Raw genomic sequence first — 16,851 nt, forward strand, 5'->3', positions numbered from 1 at the left:
TCGCCTATAATCTGCCGTTTCCTTAATGACCGAGTATTGCCATGAGCCAGTCCTTTGATGATTTCGACCTGCACCCTGCCCTCAACCGGGCTTTGGCCGAGATGGGATTCACCCGCCCCACTACCATCCAGCAGATGGTACTGGAGCCAGCCCTGGACGGCCGCGATATTCTGGCATCCGCTCCGACCGGTACCGGCAAGACCGCCTCTTTCCTGCTGCCGGCGCTTCAGCACCTGCTGGATTTCCCGCGCCGCAAGCCGGGCCCCTGCCGCATGCTGATCCTGACCCCAACCCGCGAGCTGGCGCTGCAGGTCACTGCCCACGCCAAGGCGCTGGCGGCCCACACCAACCTCAGCATCGAGACCATCATCGGCGGCGTCAGCCATGAAGAGCAGCTGCCTGCCCTGACCAAAACCACCGACATCGTGGTCGCCACCCCGGGCCGCCTGCTCGAGTACATCGAGAAAGAGGAGTTCGAGAGCCACGACATCGAGGTGCTGGTACTGGACGAAGCGGATCGCATGCTGGACATGGGCTTTATCAAGGATGTGAACCGCATCGTGGCCGAAGCGCGCTACCGCAAGCACACCATGCTCTTCTCCGCCACCCTGGAAGGGGCCGGCCTTGAGAAGTTCGCCAACGAGATCCTCAAGGATCCGGTGGAGCTGCACGCCGAGCCGCCGCGCAGCGAACGTCGCCCCATTACCCAGTGGATCCATCTGGCCGATGACGCCGCCCACAAGCTGGCGCTGCTGACCCATATCCTGAAAGATCCGGAAACCCAGAAGGCGATCATCTTCGTCAAGACTCGCGAGCGTCTGGCGGAGCTCTCCGGCCAGCTGCAGGCTGCGGGTATCTCCTGTGCCTGGATCCGTGGCGAGATGGAGCAGAGCAAGCGTATCGAGTCGATCCGCAAGTTCCACGAAGGGGAAGTACCCTTCCTCATCGCCACCGACGTCGCCGCCCGCGGCATCGACCTGCCGAACGTCAGCCATGTCATCAACTACGACATGCCCTACGGCGCCGACGTTTACGTCCACCGGATTGGCCGTACCGGCCGCGCCGGCAACCGTGGCTGTGCCATCAGCCTGGTAGAAGCCCACGACATGGCGATGGTCGCCAAGATCGAACGCTACACCGAGGAGCGCCTCAAGCGCCGGGTGATCGACGAGCTGCGCCCGAAACACAAAGAAGCGCGGGTACCGGTGAAGAAGAAAAAGCCGGTCGACAAGAAGAAGTCCGCCAAGAAGAAAAAGAAGAAGTGATCGCCTGGCGATAAAGAGAAGGGCCATCCCGCGGGATGGCCCTTCTGCATTCTGAATCACTCTGACGAGTGGTTATGCCACCACTCTGCGCATCCCCATATGGGGGATATCATCTTCGAGATAGCCTTCCCCTTCCGCCACAAAACCGTGTTGGCCATAGAAGCCTTGCAGATGGGCCTGCGCCCCCAACCAAATGCTGTGGGTCGGCCAGCGCGCCTCGCACGCCTTGACCGCCTCGCCGATCAGCTTATGACCAAGACCACCGCCACGCGCCTTGGGTGAGGTCACCACCCGGCCTATGGCGGCGCCGCTCTCGTCGCCGATGCCGGGCGCCATGATCCGCGCATAGGCGGCCAGCAGCTCGCCCTGATAACCGAGCAGGTGCCAGACCCCTTCGCGGCGATCGAGCCCGTCCAGATCCTGAAAGGGGCAGGTCTGCTCCACCACGAACACCTCGGCCCGCAGCGCCAGCAACTCATACAACTCGTCAGTGGTCAGTTCAGACCAGGGTTTCAGGATCCAGTTCATCGGCAACTCCTTATCAGTTCGGCCTGCCAGCATAATCGCGGCACCAGCGCCCTGCATTAACCTTTGTTAAGTTCTTTCAGCCGTTTGCGAATGCGGCTCAGACTGATGGGCGTGATACCGAGATAGGCGGCGATCTGGTGGTCGGGCACTCTGGCATCGAGTGCAGGAAAACTGTCGAGAAAGTGCTGATAGCGCGCCTGCGGGCTGCCGGTCAACAGTAACTGCTCCTTCTCCTCCTTGATGCGCAGCTGCACCTCCAACAGGTGCTGGTACCAGCGCAGCCAGCCGGGCAGCTGGCGCAAGTCGACCAGACTGAACAGCTGCAGATGGCAGGGCTCCAGCGCCTCCACACTGTAGCGGGCTGGCTCGCCACTAAGCAGGTGGTGGAAGTCGAGAAACTCGTCCCCCTCCCAGTAGAACTCCTTGATGTACTCGCGGCCATCCTCCAGCACCAGCTTGGCCCGCAGCAGCCCCTGCTCCACCCTGACCAGCAGATCCGGGCTGTCACCGGCGTGCCAGAGGCAGCTTTTCGGGCTGAGGGTCAGCGGGCGGGCAAAAGAGAGGAGGCGCGCGGCCTCCTCTTTATCTGCGACCTGCGCCCAATCGAAGGGGGGTCTGTCAGTCAGCATGATCAAGCGCGGCGCTGACGCACAGCTTCAAACAGGCAGACACCGGTTGCCACCGAGACGTTGAGGCTGGATACCGCCCCCGCCATCGGGATACTCACCAGCTCATCGCAGTGCTCGCGGGTCAGACGGCGCATCCCCTTGCCTTCAGCCCCCATCACCAGCACCATCGGGCCGGTCAGTTTGGCCTGATAGAGGTCGTGATCGGCCTCGCCAGCGGTGCCGACAATCCAGACGCCGCGCTCCTGCAATTCGCGCAGGGTACGGGCCAGGTTGGTGACCTGAATGAGCGGCACCACTTCGGCCGCGCCACAGGCAACCTTGCGCACGATCGGGGTCAGGCCGGTGGCCTTGTCCCGCGGCACGATCACCGCATGAGCCCCGGCAGCATCGGCGCTGCGCAGGCAGGCGCCGAGGTTGTGCGGGTCGGTCACGCCATCCAGCACCAGCAGGAAGGGCTGGCTCTGTTGTGCCGCTAACTCGTCCAGCAAGCTGGCCAGATCGTGCTCGGCGAGCTTCGGCGCCTCTTTCACCCGGGCCATGATGCCCTGGTGATTGTTGCCTTCCGCTTTGTCATCAAGGGTCTTGCGGTTCACGCTCTGCACCTTGAGGCCGAGGGATTCCAGCTCGGTCAGCAGGGGTTGCAGCCGGTCATCATCCCGCCCCTTCAGCGCCCATACCTCGATGAAACGCTCCGGGGTGCGCTCCAGCAGCGCGGATACAGCGTGAATGCCGTAGATCAGTTCAGTACTCATTTAGTGCTCTTGGCCTTATCGCGAGCCTTTTTGCTCGGTCGTCTGTTGCTCGGTTTGGCACGGCCACCCTTGTCGGATTTGCCGTGATCCTTGCCCTCTTTACGTTTTTCGTGGCGCTGGGCGCTCTTGGCCTTCTCTTTCTTGATCTCGGCCTGCTTGCGCGCCATCTCTTTGGCGTTCTTGCCGGTGGCCTTGAGCGGCTCTTCGACCATCACGAAGTCGATTTTGCGATCGTCCAGGTTCACGCCCATCACCTTGACCCGCACCTTGTCACCCAGACGGTAGCGACGGCGGAAGTTCTCGCCGATCAGCTGCATGTGCAGGGGATCAAACTGGTAGTAGTCGTTGGTGAGGGTGCTGACGTGCACCAGACCATCGATGTGGATCTCGGCCAGACGCACGAAGAAGCCAAAGCCGGTGACGCTGGCGATGACGCCGTCGAACTCGTCACCCACGTGATCCAGCATGTACTCGCACTTGAGCCAGTCGGCCACATCGCGGGTCGCATCGTCGGCACGGCGCTCGGTCATGGAGCAGTGCTCGCCCATCGGGTCCACTTCTTCCAGCTGGTAGTGATAACCACCGCTCGGGGTCCACTTGTGGCGCAGGTTGCCCTGCTGCTCCTTGGCAGTCTGGTACTTGATCGCCCGGTGCAGGATCAGGTCTGGGTAGCGACGGATTGGCGAGGTGAAGTGCGCGTAGGACTTCAACGCCAGACCGAAGTGACCGATGTTGTCAGCCTGATAGATGGCCTGACGCATGGAGCGCAGCAGCATGGTGGAGAGCAGCTCCGCATCCGGGCGCCCTTCAAACTTGGCAGCCAGCTCGGCAAAGTCTTTCGGCTCGGGCTCGAGGCCGCCTTTGAGCTCCAGACCCAGTTCGGCCAGGAAATCGCGGAAACCGGTCAGACGCTCTTCGCCCGGACGGTCGTGGACCCGGAACAGGGCAAAGGCTTCGTTCTTCTCGATATAACGGGCCGCGGCGACGTTCGCCTGGATCATGCACTCTTCGATGATCTTGTGGGCATCGTTGCGCACCAGTGGCACGATGCGGTCGATCTTGCGCTGGGCGTTGAAGATGAAGCGGGTCTCCTCGCTCTCGAACTCCACCGCGCCGCGCTGGTGACGGGCATGCTTGAGCGCCTTGTAGAGGTTGTTCAGCTCTTCGATGTGGCCCACCAGCGGATCATACTGCTGACGCAGCTTGGGATCCCCGTCGAGGATCGCCGCCACCTTGGTGTAGGTCAGACGGGCGTGAGAGTTCATTACCGCTTCGTAGAACTTGTAGCCGGACATGCGACCAGCGGCGGAGATGGTCATCTCGCACACCATGCAGAGGCGGTCTACTTGCGGGTTCAGGGAACACAAGCCGTTGGAGAGCACCTCCGGCAGCATGGGCACCACGAACTCGGGGAAGTAGACGGAGTTGCCGCGCTGATACGCTTCGGCATCCAGCGCCGTGCCGGGCTTCACGTAAGCGGAAACGTCGGCAATGGCAACCCACAGACGCCAGCCGCCACCGCGTTTGGCTTCACAGAAGACGGCGTCATCGAAGTCACGGGCATCTTCCCCGTCGATGGTCACCAGCGGCAGAGCGCGCAGGTCGATGCGGCCCTCTTTGGCTTTCTCCGGCACCTGCTCGCCGAGACCGGCAACCTCTTTGGTCACCTCTTCCGGCCAGGTGTGCGGAATGCCGTGGGTACGCAGGGCAATTTCGATCTCCATGCCCGGCGCCATGTTCTCGCCCAGCACTTCCAGTACGGTGCCGACGGCATTGATGCGGGAGGTGGCACGCTGGTTGATGCGCACAACCACGACCTGGCTCTGGCGAGCCCCTTTGTTCTCCCCTTCCGGGATGATGATGTCCTGGCCGATACGGCTGTCATCCGGCACCACGAAACCAACGCCATTCTCGACGAAGTAACGGCCGACAATGTCTGCCTCACGGGACTTGAGCAGGCGCACCAGACGCGCTTCCTGACGACCCTTGCGGTCGATCTCGGTCGGCTGCACCAGCACGTAATCGCCATGCATCAGGCGTTGCATCTCTCGGTTGTTCAGATACAGATCCGGACCACCACCTTCCGGACGCAGAAAACCGAAGCCATCCTTGTGGCCGATTACATAACCTTTGACCAGATTCAGGCGATCCGGCAGGGCATAACATTGGTTGCGAGTGAATACCAGTTGTCCATCACGCTCCATGGCGCGCAGACGACGACGCAAGGCTTCCAACGGCTCTTCATCTTTCAGCTTGAGGACCTTGGCCAACTCTTCACGGGACATGGGCTTTTCATGGCCCTTGATGAGTTCCAGGATCAACTCGCGACTGGCGATGGGGTTATCGTATTTTTCGGCCTCGCGTTCGAGGAAAGGATCTTTTTGAGACATAAGCAGGCCTTAGGGTAGGTGGTAACGGTGCCATTATATCGGAGGGGGGGGCGAATGGCATCCATCGGCTGCCTTTTGGCCAATCTCTCTGTCATACTATCTTCAGTTCGCTGGCATGATGAGACACAGAACTCATGAGTAAGGACACATTTGCCCAATCCGCCGCCTATCTCAAACAGGCGGTGCCCTTGATGATCAAGTACCAGATCCCCACGACGCCGGACAATTACCACCTGTGGTACAACTATGTCTCGGCCAGCATGCCCGAGCTCAACCAGGCGATTGATCAGGCAGTAAAAATGCAAGGAACCTGCTCGCTCACCACCTGCGAGCGACTCTATCACCAGTATCTGGCCGCTCAGGACGAGAAGCAGATGGAGGCGATGAAACTGAGCCTCGCCGCCATGGCCAATGAGCTCGGCCACTCCATGCAGGACGCCATCTCCGATACCGGCATGTTTCAGGAGATGCTCGACAAGAGTTTTGACAAGCTCAGCCGCATTGATGACGAGGGCTTCAGCCTGGAAGACACCATGGGGATCCTGCGGGAGCTGGTGCGCGAATCGAGGGATGTGCGCATGTCCACCATGCACTTTCGCAACCAGCTCAGCAATGCGGAGAAAGAGATCAAGGAGCTGCGGGCGGCGCTCAACGAGACACGCAAACTGGCCAACGAGGATGCCCTCACCAACCTGCTCAACCGCCGCGCCTTCGATCTGGAGCTGGAGGGGTTGATCCGCAGCCAGCACCCCTTCTCGCTGATCCTCGCCGATATCGATCGCTTCAAGAACTTCAACGACGAATATGGCCACCTGCTCGGCGATCAGGTGCTGCGCGCCTTCAGCAAACGGCTGCGCGATGCCTGCAAGGAGGGGGTCACCGCCTATCGGCTGGGTGGGGAGGAGTTCGCCATGCTGGTCCCCCATCGCTCGCTGGCGCTGACCAGACAGATGGCGGAAAGCATGCGCCGCGCCATCGAGCGGATGTCGATTCTGGATCGCAAATCGGGCCGCCGCATCGACCACATCACAGCCTCGTTTGGCGTGGGTGAGTTCAACGGTCAGGAGAGCGCAGACAGTCTGGTCGAACGTACCGACAAGCTGCTCTACAAGGCCAAGGAGCTGGGGCGCAACCGGGTAATGCCACTCCCTTCCTGATGTAGTCCCTTGTCCGACCGCAATGCCAATGTAAAAAGCCAGTCAGATCAACTGACTGGCTTTTTGGTCTCTCTTGCTCCGACAGGGGCTGTTCCTTCCAGCCCCAGTGGAGATCTGCTCAGTGTGAAGGATTACTCCTGCACCTCGCTGACACCTTCGACTTTCACATCAACACGGCGATCCGGAGCCAGGCAGACGATCAGCTCACGCTTGGACTTGCTGACGCAGCTGTCGCCGGTAACCGGTGAGGATTTACCACGCCCTTCCACATTGATCTTGGCGGCCGGGATCCCTTTACCAACCAGATAGTTGGCAACGGTCTGGGCACGCTGTTCGGAGAGCTTCTGGTTGTAGGCATCGGAACCGATACGGTCGGTGTGGCCAATTACGGTTGCTACGCCATCTTTGGGTCGCGCCTCTTCAATCTGGCTATAGAGGCTATCCAGTGCCTGACTGGCCTCTGGCTTGAGGGTTGCCTTGTTGAAGTCAAACAGCACATCGGAGCTCAGGGTAAACTGCTTCTCAACCATCACAGGTGCAGGAGCAGGTTCCGGAGCCGGGGCGGGCGCCACAGGGGCAACCTGACCAAAGCGATAAACCGCTGCCAGCGAGAGCAGGCCATTATCCATTCTCAGACCGGTATCATCGCGGCTGCCATACGGGGTGGTGTACTGATACTCCAGGCGAGCAGCCCAGTCGAGGTTGAATGCATACTCGGCACCCAGTGCTCCGACCATGACAAAGCGGCTGTCATCTTTGTAGACATCGCTCTTGGTGTCAGCCCAGCCATAACCGCCACCGACACGACCATACAGATCCAGATTATCGGTAACCGGGAAGCCCAGTTTCAGGGTCAGTTGAGCCAGCTGTGCTTTTACTTCATCACTGAAAGCGCCTGCCGCCGTAGTGGCATCGTATTTGTAATTGCCCAGATAATCGTAACCCAGCTCCAGTCCCAGATTCTTGTTGATCTGATAACCGCCAAACACGCCTGCTCCCAAGGCATCGTTGGTCTCATTGCCAAGGGTCAGGGCATTGCTTTCATCAATGCCGTAGAAGTTGGACCAACCCAGTTTGGCACCGCCATACCAGGTGTTGTCCTGACCGGCAGCCTGGGCATTGGCCGCCAGCAAGCCGGTAACCAGCAAGGTAATCAATGATTTTTTCATGTTTGAGCCTCTGCAACTTTATGTAGGAGGAGGTTGATTGATATCACCTCGTCTTATAGGTGCAACCACCCAAAAGCGATCGCAGCATATCAACGTTAGCCTATTTTCAAGTCACTGATATCAATTAACAAAAAACACTCTAACGCAACCACGTTACAAAAACAGCAACAAACGTTTGTTATTTGAACTAGATGTGACGCAAAAAGACGCACAGAAGAGGGCTGAAAGGGAAAAAAGGCCAGCAACATGCTGGCCCGAAGCGATATCAGTGACGAACAAACTCGTAGTGCTGATCGATAAAGTCAGCAACACGCTGGCTCAGTACCTTGTGCACCGTCCTGGTCGGATGCACCTGATCCCAGAACATATGCTCATCGCAGTTGAGAGTCGCTGCTCGCCCTTTTGCCTGCCCGCTCACCACCGCCTGCGCCAGGATCGGGTTACCGGCAATAGCCACTCTTTCGGAGAAACTTAAAGCCGGGGTCGCAGCCACCTCGGCGGCGCTACCGGAGAATGGCTTCCACGTATAGCCGCCACCGTAGCAGGCGTGTTCTGTGTCACTCAGCCCGAACAGCTGAGGATCGCGCATCATCTCGTCAAACTGCTTGTCCACTTCGAACAGCTTCACGATGCCAAGGGGAGCCAGCTCTCGAGTGAGGTTCTGCAACTTCTGGTTGTGGTAGCTGGCCACATGGCGCACCTTCTCCACCACCTTCATGCTGCGGGCTGACGGGGTCTGCCCCAGATCCGGGATGTTGAACAGCAGGATCTGCTGCGCACCGTTGAGCACCAACCGGTTGGATGCCAGCCGGATGGTATCGATCACCCGATCCGCATCCCGCTCGGTGTTCCAGCCATAAGCCAGATAGTCGTTGGCACCGACCCAGATCACCACCAGATCATCGGGGCGGAACTTGTCCTTTTTCAGGAACTGATCGATCTCGTAATCGAGGTTGTTGATCACCTGATATTTGGGATCCCAGGACCAGAAACCGAGCCAGCCATTCAGGGCCCCCAGATGGTTATAGGCCACCGCGGTTGCACCGCCTTCCGCCTCGTTGGCCACGACCAGACCGGGGAAACGCTCGTCACCCAACTGCTCCAGCCACACCGGGCCGTTGCTGAAGCGCCCGTTGAAGTAAGGTGGGCTGGAGGGGAGATAGCCCCGCATCTTTTTGTACATCTTGCCGGTGTCGGAGAGGCTGTCCCCAAACATCACGACCCGGGAAAAAGGTTGGCGTCCCTCTGCCGCTTGCGCGGTCAATGCCATTAACCCCAATAAACAAACAAGCCATTTTTTCATATTGTTATGCTCTTCGATTAAGCAGGTGAGACCTGCGGACTTCTCCTCGAGTGGCGACAGGCATGGGAAGAGTCTGCAGCCACTGACTTCTGGTGAAGGCGACAGATTACAGTTCCAGATGAAATCACACATGTTCCACCACCGATGAAATCGCTTGCGCTCACAAAACAGACAATCACACCAGCCTATTTCTTTCACGCTTGTTTCACGCCCCCCCCGGCACAATGCCCCCATACCAACGACAGGAGTATGAAATGAACAAGGCAAGCGCAAGCGTAATCGGACTGTTGACCCTGATGTCTGTCTCCTCTTTTGCCATGGCGGCCTATACCGGCCCGCAGGAGCAGAACAAGGTTTCCGTTGCTCAACTGAAAGATCTGGCCGATGACAGCTGGGCCACCCTGGAAGGGAAACTGGTCAAGCACCTGGGCGGCGAGAACTATCTGTTCCGCGATGCCAGCGGTGAGGTGGAGGTCGAAGTGGATCAGGATGTGTGGCGTGGCACCGAAGTGGGCCCGGATGATCAGATCCGCATCCGTGGTGAAGTGGACCACAGCTGGAACAAAACCGAAGTGGAAGTGAAAACCCTGGAGAAAGTGGGCGCGGCCCCGCAGACCAAGGGCGGCTTTATCGCCAAATAAGGCCACTTCAACGACGAACTGGCCAGACGTTAAAAGGGCACTTGATATCAAGCGCCCTTTTGCATGGTTAACCCAGCGTCACCGCTTAACCGGCCCGACTGGCAAAGGCTCTCTTGAAGCCCTTCTCGGCCTGATTGACCTTGTAGAGGTAACGGCGCGCCTCCTCTTTGGGATGCTGCTCGGTCAACACCTGATAGACCGCCTCGGGGGAGAGCCGGTTGATCCGGCCCGGCGCCGCCTTGCGATCGCTGGAGAAGGTATTGAGCACCCCGCCAGCGCCACCGTTATAGGCGGAGATCACCGCATAGCGACGGGAGCGCGGATCCTCGATATCCGCCAGATAGACGGTCTGCAACAGGTGCAGATAGGCGGTACCAACATCGATGTTGTAGGCCGGGTTGAACAGCTCCTCCCGGGTTGGCTGGCCGTTCTTGCCCTTGACCCGAACATAGACGTCACGACCGGCGGTAGCCGGGATCACCTGCATCAGGCCATAAGCGTTGGCATGGCTCACCGCATAGGGGTTGAAGCTGCTCTCGGTCTTGATCACCGCATAGATCAGGCTCTCCGGCACGCCGTATTTGCGCGACGCTTCCCGGATGATCCCCGCATACTTGTAGCCCCGTCGATCTTCATGGTTGGCCACCATGGGTATATCGACGAAGAAGATGGTGCGAATACCCAGAGTGCGCTTCTTCATCGCCGTGTTGAGCAGGTAATCGGCATAACGCTCGGCGCGCCAGGAGGCTCGGATTGGCTGGCGCTGGTTGTCCAGCACCTGACCATAGAGGAAAGGCTCGCCGCCGGTCAGAATTTCCCGATCGGAGTAAAGATCCACTTCCGCCGGATCGTCCGGCGTCAGCAGGGTCTCGATGATAGCGCGACGCAGGTGAGCGCGGGGATCGATGCCCGAGACCGTCTCCACCATGATGTGGCCGCTGGAGAAGTCGATGTGGGCCCGGCTCTTGTACTGATCCGTGTATTTGACGTAGTCAAACTTGCCCGCAAACAGCGCCTCCCGCCCCCATATCTCGTTCACGTTATGGGAGAGCGCGCTGATCATGTGTTCAAAACCGCGGATGTCCTTGCCGTTGACCAGATCGTCATCCTCACTCCCGCTGGGCTTGGGGGAAGATGAGCAGGCAGAGAGAAACAGCAGGGTGCACAGCAGCCAAAAAATTCGGCCCATAGGATCCTCAAACCGGGCAGCAGAGCTGCCCATCATTCATTTGCTGCGACTTCAGGAGCGGTCACGCCAGTGTGGCGCCATTCCCGCACCTGTTCACACGTACAACAGCCGGAGAGCTTACTGGGCAGGCGGGGTGTAACCTTCGATCTGCACTTCACCTGCATCAAACAGGTAGCTGACCATCTCTTTTTCCAGCAGTTGGCGATGCTCAAGATTCATCATGTTGAGCTTTTTCTCGTTGATCAGCATCACCTGCTTCTTCTGCCACTCGGCCCAGGCTTCCTTGCTGATGTTGTCAAAAATCCGCTTGCCGAGCTCACCGGGATAGAGTTGGAAATCCAGACCCGGGCCCTCTTTTTTCAGGCGTTGGCAAAATACAGTACGGCTCATGTTGACCTCTATGGTTGTAACTCTGGATAGGCGAGCAGACGGGCCGTGGCGGCCGCCAGCCCCACCTCGGCAGGATGGCGTAAGTTATACCAGAGTCGGTTATCTGCTTCCATGAGCCGCAGCGGCTGCGCCTCATCAATGTCAATCAGCAGCGGCTGAATATCGAGATGGAAGTGGCTGAAGGTATGGCGAAAACCGGCCAGTTCACGATAACCGTGATGGCTCAGGCCGAGGGATGCCAGCAGACCCTCCACCTCCGCCAGCGAGGCCACCTGCGGGAAGCAGTAGAGCCCGCCCCAGATCCCCTGTGGCGGCCGCTTCTCCAGCAGCAGCTCATCGCCGTGACGGATCAGCAGCATGATGCCATCGCGAGCCGGAATGCTCTTCTTGGGCTTGCTGTTGGGATAAGCGGTAGGCTTGCCTTGCGACAGCCCCTGGCAATCGGCCCGCACCGGACAGCGATCACAGGCAGGCTTGCTGCGGGTGCAGATCGTCGCCCCGATATCCATCATTGCCTGATTGTATTGCGCCACCCCCAGTTTGGGAGTCAGCCGGATGGCGATCTCCCACAGCTCGTTCTCCACCTGTTTTTGACCGGGCCAGCCCGGCAGCGCCAGCCAGCGGGTGAGTACCCGCTTCACGTTGCCATCAAGGATGGCATGGGGCTGACCCAGAGAGAGCGACAACACGGCCCCGGCGGTAGAACGACCAATGCCCGGCAGCGCCATCACCTCGTCAAAGCGCTCGGGAAAGAGGCCGTGGTGATGATCGCGGATCTGCTGGGCCGCCTTGTGCAGGTTGCGGGCCCGGGCGTAGTAGCCAAGCCCGGTCCAGTGGTGCAGCACCTCGTCGACAGGGGCATCGGCCAGCGCCACCACATCGGGGAAGCGCGCCATAAAACGCTGGTAATAGGGGATGACTGTGGCTACCTGGGTCTGCTGCAGCATGATCTCCGAGACCCAGACCCGGTAAGGGGTCTTCTCCTGCTGCCAGGGCAGGGTTTTGCGGCCATGAAGCTCGTACCACTCCAGAACCCGGCTTGCGAAGGTTGATTGATTCACGTTGTTCTCATGTCGTTGATATAAGGGGAACTCTGCGGTTCCTTCGGCTCATCTGGCCTGAGCGGGCATAAAGTCATCCCGCAACACAGCGCCAGCTATCTGGTGCGGCAGCGTAAGGCCTCGTCACGGCCAAGTCAAAGCCGCGCTGACTGGCGCTGCGGGCAGGTGGTGGTCAGGCAGCAAAGCGGTAACAAAGACGATATACTCGGCCCCACGATTGATGACGGGAGAGACGATTTGCAGACTTATCTGGTTGGGGGCGCAGTGCGGGATCGCCTGCTCGGATTGCCGCAGGGCGACAGGGATCATCTGGTGGTCGGCGCCACCGTGGAGCAGATGCTGGCGTTGGGTTTTACCCAGGTCGGTCGCGACTTTCCGGTATTTCTTCACCCCAAAACCCAGCAGGAGTATGCCCTCGCCCGTACCGAACGCAAACAGGGTCAGGGCTACACCGGCTTTGTCTGCCACGCCGCCCCCGATGTGACCCTGGAGCAGGATCTGCTGCGCCGGGATCTCACCATCAACGCCATCGCCGAGGATGATCAGGGCCAGCTCCACGATCCCTACGGCGGCATCGAGGATTTGGAAAAGCGGCTGCTGCGACACGTATCACCCGCCTTTGCCGAAGATCCGTTGCGCATCCTGCGGGTCGCCCGCTTCGCCGCCCGCTTCCACGCTCAGGGCTTTACCATAGCGCCGGAGACCCTCGCCCTGATGAGCGAGATGACGGCCGCTGGCGAGCTGGCCCACCTCACGCCGGAGCGAGTCTGGAAGGAGCTGGAGAAGGTGCTGCTGGGGCCGACCCCGCAGATCTTTATCGAGGTGCTGCGCCAGTGCGGCGCCCTGAAGGCACTGTTCCCCGAAATCGACGCGCTGTTTGGCGTCCCCGCCCCGGCCAAGTGGCACCCGGAGATCGACACCGGCATCCACACCCTGATGGTGCTGGAGCAGGCGTGCCGGATCTCCCCGGAATTGACCGTCCGCTTTGCCGCCCTCTGCCACGACCTTGGCAAGGGAGTAACCCCCAAGGAGTTCTGGCCAAGCCATCACGGTCACGGCCAGAAGGGGCTGCCGCTGATACGATCCCTGTGCGAGCGGTTCCGGGTTCCCAACGAGTGCAGGGATCTGGCACTGCTGGTGAGCGATCTGCACACCCACATCCACATCGCCTTTGAGCTCAAGCCCGCCACCCTGCTCAAGGTGTTCGACAAGGCAGATGCCTGGCGCCGGCCCGCGCGCTTTGCCCAGTTGCTGGACGCCTGCCGCGCCGACTTCCACGGCCGCACAGGTTTCGAGGAGCGGGTCTACGCCGAGCCGGACTATGTGGCAGAAGCGCTGGCTGCCGCCCAGGCAGTGCCGGTGAAAGAGATAGTGGCGGCCGGTTTCAAAGGAGAAGAGATCAAGGAGCAGCTGGCCAAAAAGCGCACTGATGCCATCAGCCGCATCAAGGATGAGTGGACCTTTATCGAAGAGTAACCTCGGCCCCATAACAGACGGCCGCCCTGATGATGAGCTCCGCAAGGAGAGCATCGCCAGGGCGGCCGTTTTGCATCCAGATTAATATGTGAGGGGGGCGCTAACCCCTGCTGGTGCCGTTATGCGGGACCAATTCGCTCCATCAGGCTCATATGGGATGAGCCATCGTGGCGCTTGAGGTTCTGGCGATACTCGAACTGGCGCTGGCTCTCCTGCTTGAGCCCCAGCATCAGCGAATAGCACATCGCCAACATGATCACCGAGAAGGGCAGTGCCGCTATGATGCTGGCCGCCTGCAAGGCCGCCAGGCCGCCGGAAACCAGCAGGATAGCGGCAACCAGCCCCTGCCCCAGACCCCATACGGCGCGGTGCAGTACCGGCGGCTCCTGATCACCGATGGAGAGCAGAGTGGTGATGACCAGCGTGCCCGAGTCACTGGAGGTGATGAAGTAGGTGCAGATGAGCAGGGTCAGCACGGCCTTGGCGATCCAGCCGAAGGTATCCCAGTGCAGCAGTTCGACCGTCTTATAGAGCGCCAGCGTCACATCCTGATTGACCGCAGCGACCACGCCGCCACCGCCAAACAGCTCCAGATTCATCGCCGTACCGCCAAACACGGTGAGCCAGAACATGCCGAGCAGCGAGGGTACCAGCAACACACCAAGCACAAACTCGCGGATAGTACGCCCCTTGGAAATGCGGGCGATAAACATGCCGACAAACGGCGCCCAGGCAATCCACCAGCCCCAGTAAAACGCCGTCCAGCTCGACTGCCAGGCCGAAGTGCCGTTGGCCTCGGTGTTGGTCCAGAAGCTCAGTTTGACGATGTTCTGCAGGTAATCACCGATGTTCTGCACATAGGCGTTGAGGATATAGGTGGTCGGCCCCAACACCAGAAAGAGTGCGAGAACGAAGACGCTCAGCCAGATATTGAGCTCGGAGAGGATCTTCACCCCGCGCCCGACCCCGGAGACCGCCGACAGGGTGGCGATCAGACTGATACCGCCAATCAGCCAGAGCTGGTTGGACTGCGACACCGCCATACCAAACATCTGGTTGAGGCCGGTATTCATCTGGGAGACCCCTAGGCCAAGGGAGGTCGCCACCCCGAACACGGTACCGAACACGGCCAACACATCGGCCGCATGGCCCCAAAAACCGTAAATCCGCTCGCCAAGGATGGGGTAAAGCACAGAGCGGATCGCCAGCGGCAACTTGCGCCGGTAGCTGAAAAAGGCCAGTGACAGGCCGACGATCACATAGATGGCCCAGGGGTGCAGGCCCCAATGGAAAAAGGTGAGGCGCATGGCGATCTGGGCCGCTTCCGGGGTCATCCCTTCGGTAATGAACGGATTGCCCTGCAGATGGTTCATCGGCTCGGCGATGCTCCAGAACACCAGACCGATCCCCATGCCCGCGCTAAAGAGCATGGAGAACCAGGCGAAGTAGCCGAACTCCGGTACCTGGTCGTCGTCACCCAGCCGGATGCTGCCAAAACGGCTGAACATCAGGTAGACAGCGAAGAACAGGAACAGGGCGACCACCAGAATGTAGTACCACTTGAACCCGGCAATAATCTGATCCTTGGCACCGACAAACCAGGCGGCCGCGGCATCGGGAACAAATACGCCAAACAGCAAAAACAGGGTGATCACGGTGAGGGCCGTCATGGCCATGGTGGGGTTGAGGCCTTTCAATAGCCCTTTGCTTGCTCGCATCCAGCCTCCTTAGTCGTTGTTGAAAAAGTCTTCGCCCACATGATCACCGGCACCGCCGATGGCGCGATAGACCAGTTTGCCAGCCACCTGTTCGCGGTGATCCACCAGCGAAACCGAGGGCTGGCCATTCACGGCGTGACGCTTGCCAAGGAAGATCGCCATGGGGACGCCCAGATTGGAGATACCGCTGGTGATCCAGAGGCGGTTGAAGTCGTAGGAGCCACCGATGAATTCCAGCTGGGCCAGGCCGGTATCGAGGCCGGTCAGATAGAAGTTCATGGCACTTTCGTCAGGAAAGAGGTGCACCAGCACATAGGCGTAGCGCAATTCGTTCACCAACTCCTTTAGGTTGAAAGTACCTGTCTCACTGCAAGAGAGGGGTAACTCACCATCATAGTGGTGTACCTTGAGGTTGTTCGGGTCTTCATCATAGGCAGGCTGATAGCGCACAAAAGCCGAGGTATCCGGCAGTTCATAGCGCACTCTGACCACACGTAACTCGGCCACCAGAGACTTGATATCCAGCTCGTCATTCATCATTTCGCTCCTCAAATGTCAGGGTGAATTCCGTGAAATGCCCGTCAACCTAACACAAAATTAATTAGAGCAGAAATTATTACAGCAAAAACAATATTGACCTTGTGACGAATTAGGCGGAAAATTTTGCGCCTCTCCATTGCCCTTCAATGACGCACACCCCATGGAAAAACATGATGAAGTGCTGGTCGCCCTGCGCCAGATTATTCGTGCCATCGACATGCACTCCAGGCGCTTGATCAAAGAAGCCGGGCTCACCTCCCCGCAACTCTTGCTGCTCAAAGGGATCGACGAGCTGGGACAGACCTCCATGCGCCAGCTGGCCGATCACACCAACATGAGCCAGGCTACCGCCACCACCATCATGGACCGATTGGAGAGCCGCCAACTGGTGCAGCGCGTTCGCAGCAATACCGACAAGCGCAAGGTTCACGCGACACTGACTGACGCAGGCTACGCCCTGCTGGCTCAGGCCCCGACCCCGCTGCAAGAGCGCTTCATCCAGCGTTTTCAGGCGCTGGAAGCGTGGGAACAGACCCTGCTGCTCTCCTCCCTGCAACGCATCTCCTCCATGATGAATGCAGACGAAATCGACGCAGCCCCGGTGCTGAGCGTCAGACCCCTCACCGAAGAGCAGGCATAAGCT

General features: G+C 59.5%; 16 protein-coding genes. 5 read left to right on the forward strand and 11 right to left on the reverse strand.

Features of this window, described 5'->3' with window-relative positions; translation table 11 throughout:
• Nucleotides 1–41 precede the first annotated feature (41 nt).
• Nucleotides 42–1,265: an ATP-dependent RNA helicase SrmB gene (srmB, locus tag OKC42_RS04675; RefSeq protein ID WP_005343175.1), complete on the forward strand. Its 1,224-nt coding sequence runs from the start codon at nt 42–44 to the stop codon at nt 1,263–1,265.
• A 72-nt stretch (nt 1,266–1,337) separates the two neighbouring features.
• On the opposite strand, the gene OKC42_RS04680 is transcribed toward srmB, so the two are convergent.
• From OKC42_RS04680 to rnr, 4 genes are read right to left on the reverse strand one after another with little or no spacing between them, the layout of a single operon-like run.
• Complete coding sequence (locus OKC42_RS04680) at nt 1,338–1,793, reverse strand: GNAT family N-acetyltransferase (protein WP_064335423.1); 456 nt, start codon at nt 1,791–1,793, stop codon at nt 1,338–1,340.
• A gap of 56 nt (nt 1,794–1,849) precedes the next feature.
• Nucleotides 1,850–2,422, reverse strand: a complete 573-nt coding sequence (locus tag OKC42_RS04685) for a Crp/Fnr family transcriptional regulator (RefSeq protein ID WP_103250883.1) — start codon at nt 2,420–2,422, stop codon at nt 1,850–1,852.
• A 2-nt stretch (nt 2,423–2,424) separates the two neighbouring features.
• Nucleotides 2,425–3,174 (reverse strand): 23S rRNA (guanosine(2251)-2'-O)-methyltransferase RlmB, encoded by a 750-nt coding sequence (gene rlmB / locus OKC42_RS04690; protein WP_201943004.1) that lies wholly within the window; start codon nt 3,172–3,174, stop codon nt 2,425–2,427.
• On the reverse strand, nt 3,171–5,564 hold the full coding sequence (gene rnr, locus OKC42_RS04695; RefSeq protein WP_005354835.1) for a ribonuclease R: 2,394 nt from the start codon (nt 5,562–5,564) through the stop codon (nt 3,171–3,173). Before rnr ends, rlmB begins: the two co-directional genes overlap by 4 nt.
• 134 nt (nt 5,565–5,698) lie before the next feature.
• Between rnr and OKC42_RS04700 the strand changes: the two genes are divergently transcribed.
• Nucleotides 5,699–6,721, forward strand: coding sequence for a GGDEF domain-containing protein (locus OKC42_RS04700; RefSeq protein ID WP_201943008.1), 1,023 nt, complete (start codon nt 5,699–5,701; stop codon nt 6,719–6,721).
• A gap of 131 nt (nt 6,722–6,852) precedes the next feature.
• Here the strand turns inward: OKC42_RS04700 and ompA are convergent, their stop codons facing one another.
• Nucleotides 6,853–7,890, reverse strand: a complete 1,038-nt coding sequence (gene ompA / locus OKC42_RS04705) for a porin OmpA (protein WP_005335824.1) — start codon at nt 7,888–7,890, stop codon at nt 6,853–6,855.
• Between the two features lie 265 nt (nt 7,891–8,155).
• Nucleotides 8,156–9,193: an SGNH/GDSL hydrolase family protein gene (locus OKC42_RS04710; protein ID WP_139410097.1), complete on the reverse strand. Its 1,038-nt coding sequence runs from the start codon at nt 9,191–9,193 to the stop codon at nt 8,156–8,158.
• A gap of 254 nt (nt 9,194–9,447) precedes the next feature.
• Between OKC42_RS04710 and OKC42_RS04715 the strand changes: the two genes are divergently transcribed.
• Nucleotides 9,448–9,834, forward strand: coding sequence for a YgiW/YdeI family stress tolerance OB fold protein (locus OKC42_RS04715; RefSeq protein WP_005335826.1), 387 nt, complete (start codon nt 9,448–9,450; stop codon nt 9,832–9,834).
• An 85-nt stretch (nt 9,835–9,919) separates the two neighbouring features.
• Here OKC42_RS04715 and mltC read toward each other — a convergent pair whose 3' ends face one another.
• The 3 genes from mltC to mutY form a co-directional block, all read right to left on the reverse strand.
• Entirely contained in the window at nt 9,920–11,023 is a 1,104-nt protein-coding gene (gene mltC, locus OKC42_RS04720; protein ID WP_042052484.1) for a membrane-bound lytic murein transglycosylase MltC, read from the reverse strand.
• Between the two features lie 117 nt (nt 11,024–11,140).
• A complete protein-coding gene (locus OKC42_RS04725; RefSeq protein WP_005335828.1) occupies nt 11,141–11,413 on the reverse strand; it encodes an oxidative damage protection protein in 273 nt (90 codons plus the stop codon).
• Nucleotides 11,414–11,421: 8 nt separating this feature from the next.
• Nucleotides 11,422–12,474 (reverse strand): A/G-specific adenine glycosylase, encoded by a 1,053-nt coding sequence (gene mutY / locus OKC42_RS04730; RefSeq protein ID WP_201943014.1) that lies wholly within the window; start codon nt 12,472–12,474, stop codon nt 11,422–11,424.
• Nucleotides 12,475–12,711: 237 nt separating this feature from the next.
• Between mutY and OKC42_RS04735 the strand changes: the two genes are divergently transcribed.
• The gene (locus OKC42_RS04735) at nt 12,712–13,950 is read left to right on the forward strand and encodes a multifunctional CCA addition/repair protein (protein ID WP_270819147.1); all 1,239 of its coding nucleotides are present in this window, start codon (nt 12,712–12,714) and stop codon (nt 13,948–13,950) included.
• A 119-nt stretch (nt 13,951–14,069) separates the two neighbouring features.
• Here the strand turns inward: OKC42_RS04735 and OKC42_RS04740 are convergent, their stop codons facing one another.
• On the reverse strand, nt 14,070–15,668 hold the full coding sequence (locus OKC42_RS04740) for a BCCT family transporter (RefSeq protein WP_270819148.1): 1,599 nt from the start codon (nt 15,666–15,668) through the stop codon (nt 14,070–14,072).
• 9 nt (nt 15,669–15,677) lie between these two features.
• Nucleotides 15,678–16,205, reverse strand: a complete 528-nt coding sequence (locus OKC42_RS04745; RefSeq protein WP_064339378.1) for a hypothetical protein — start codon at nt 16,203–16,205, stop codon at nt 15,678–15,680.
• A gap of 163 nt (nt 16,206–16,368) precedes the next feature.
• Here OKC42_RS04745 and OKC42_RS04750 point away from each other — a divergent pair, with 163 nt between their 5' ends.
• Nucleotides 16,369–16,848, forward strand: a complete 480-nt coding sequence (locus OKC42_RS04750) for a MarR family winged helix-turn-helix transcriptional regulator (protein ID WP_139735550.1) — start codon at nt 16,369–16,371, stop codon at nt 16,846–16,848.
• Nucleotides 16,849–16,851 lie beyond the last annotated feature (3 nt).

Source organism: Aeromonas sp. Y311-2 (assembly GCF_027706025.1).
In the GTDB taxonomy this organism is placed as follows: domain Bacteria; phylum Pseudomonadota; class Gammaproteobacteria; order Enterobacterales; family Aeromonadaceae; genus Aeromonas; species Aeromonas veronii.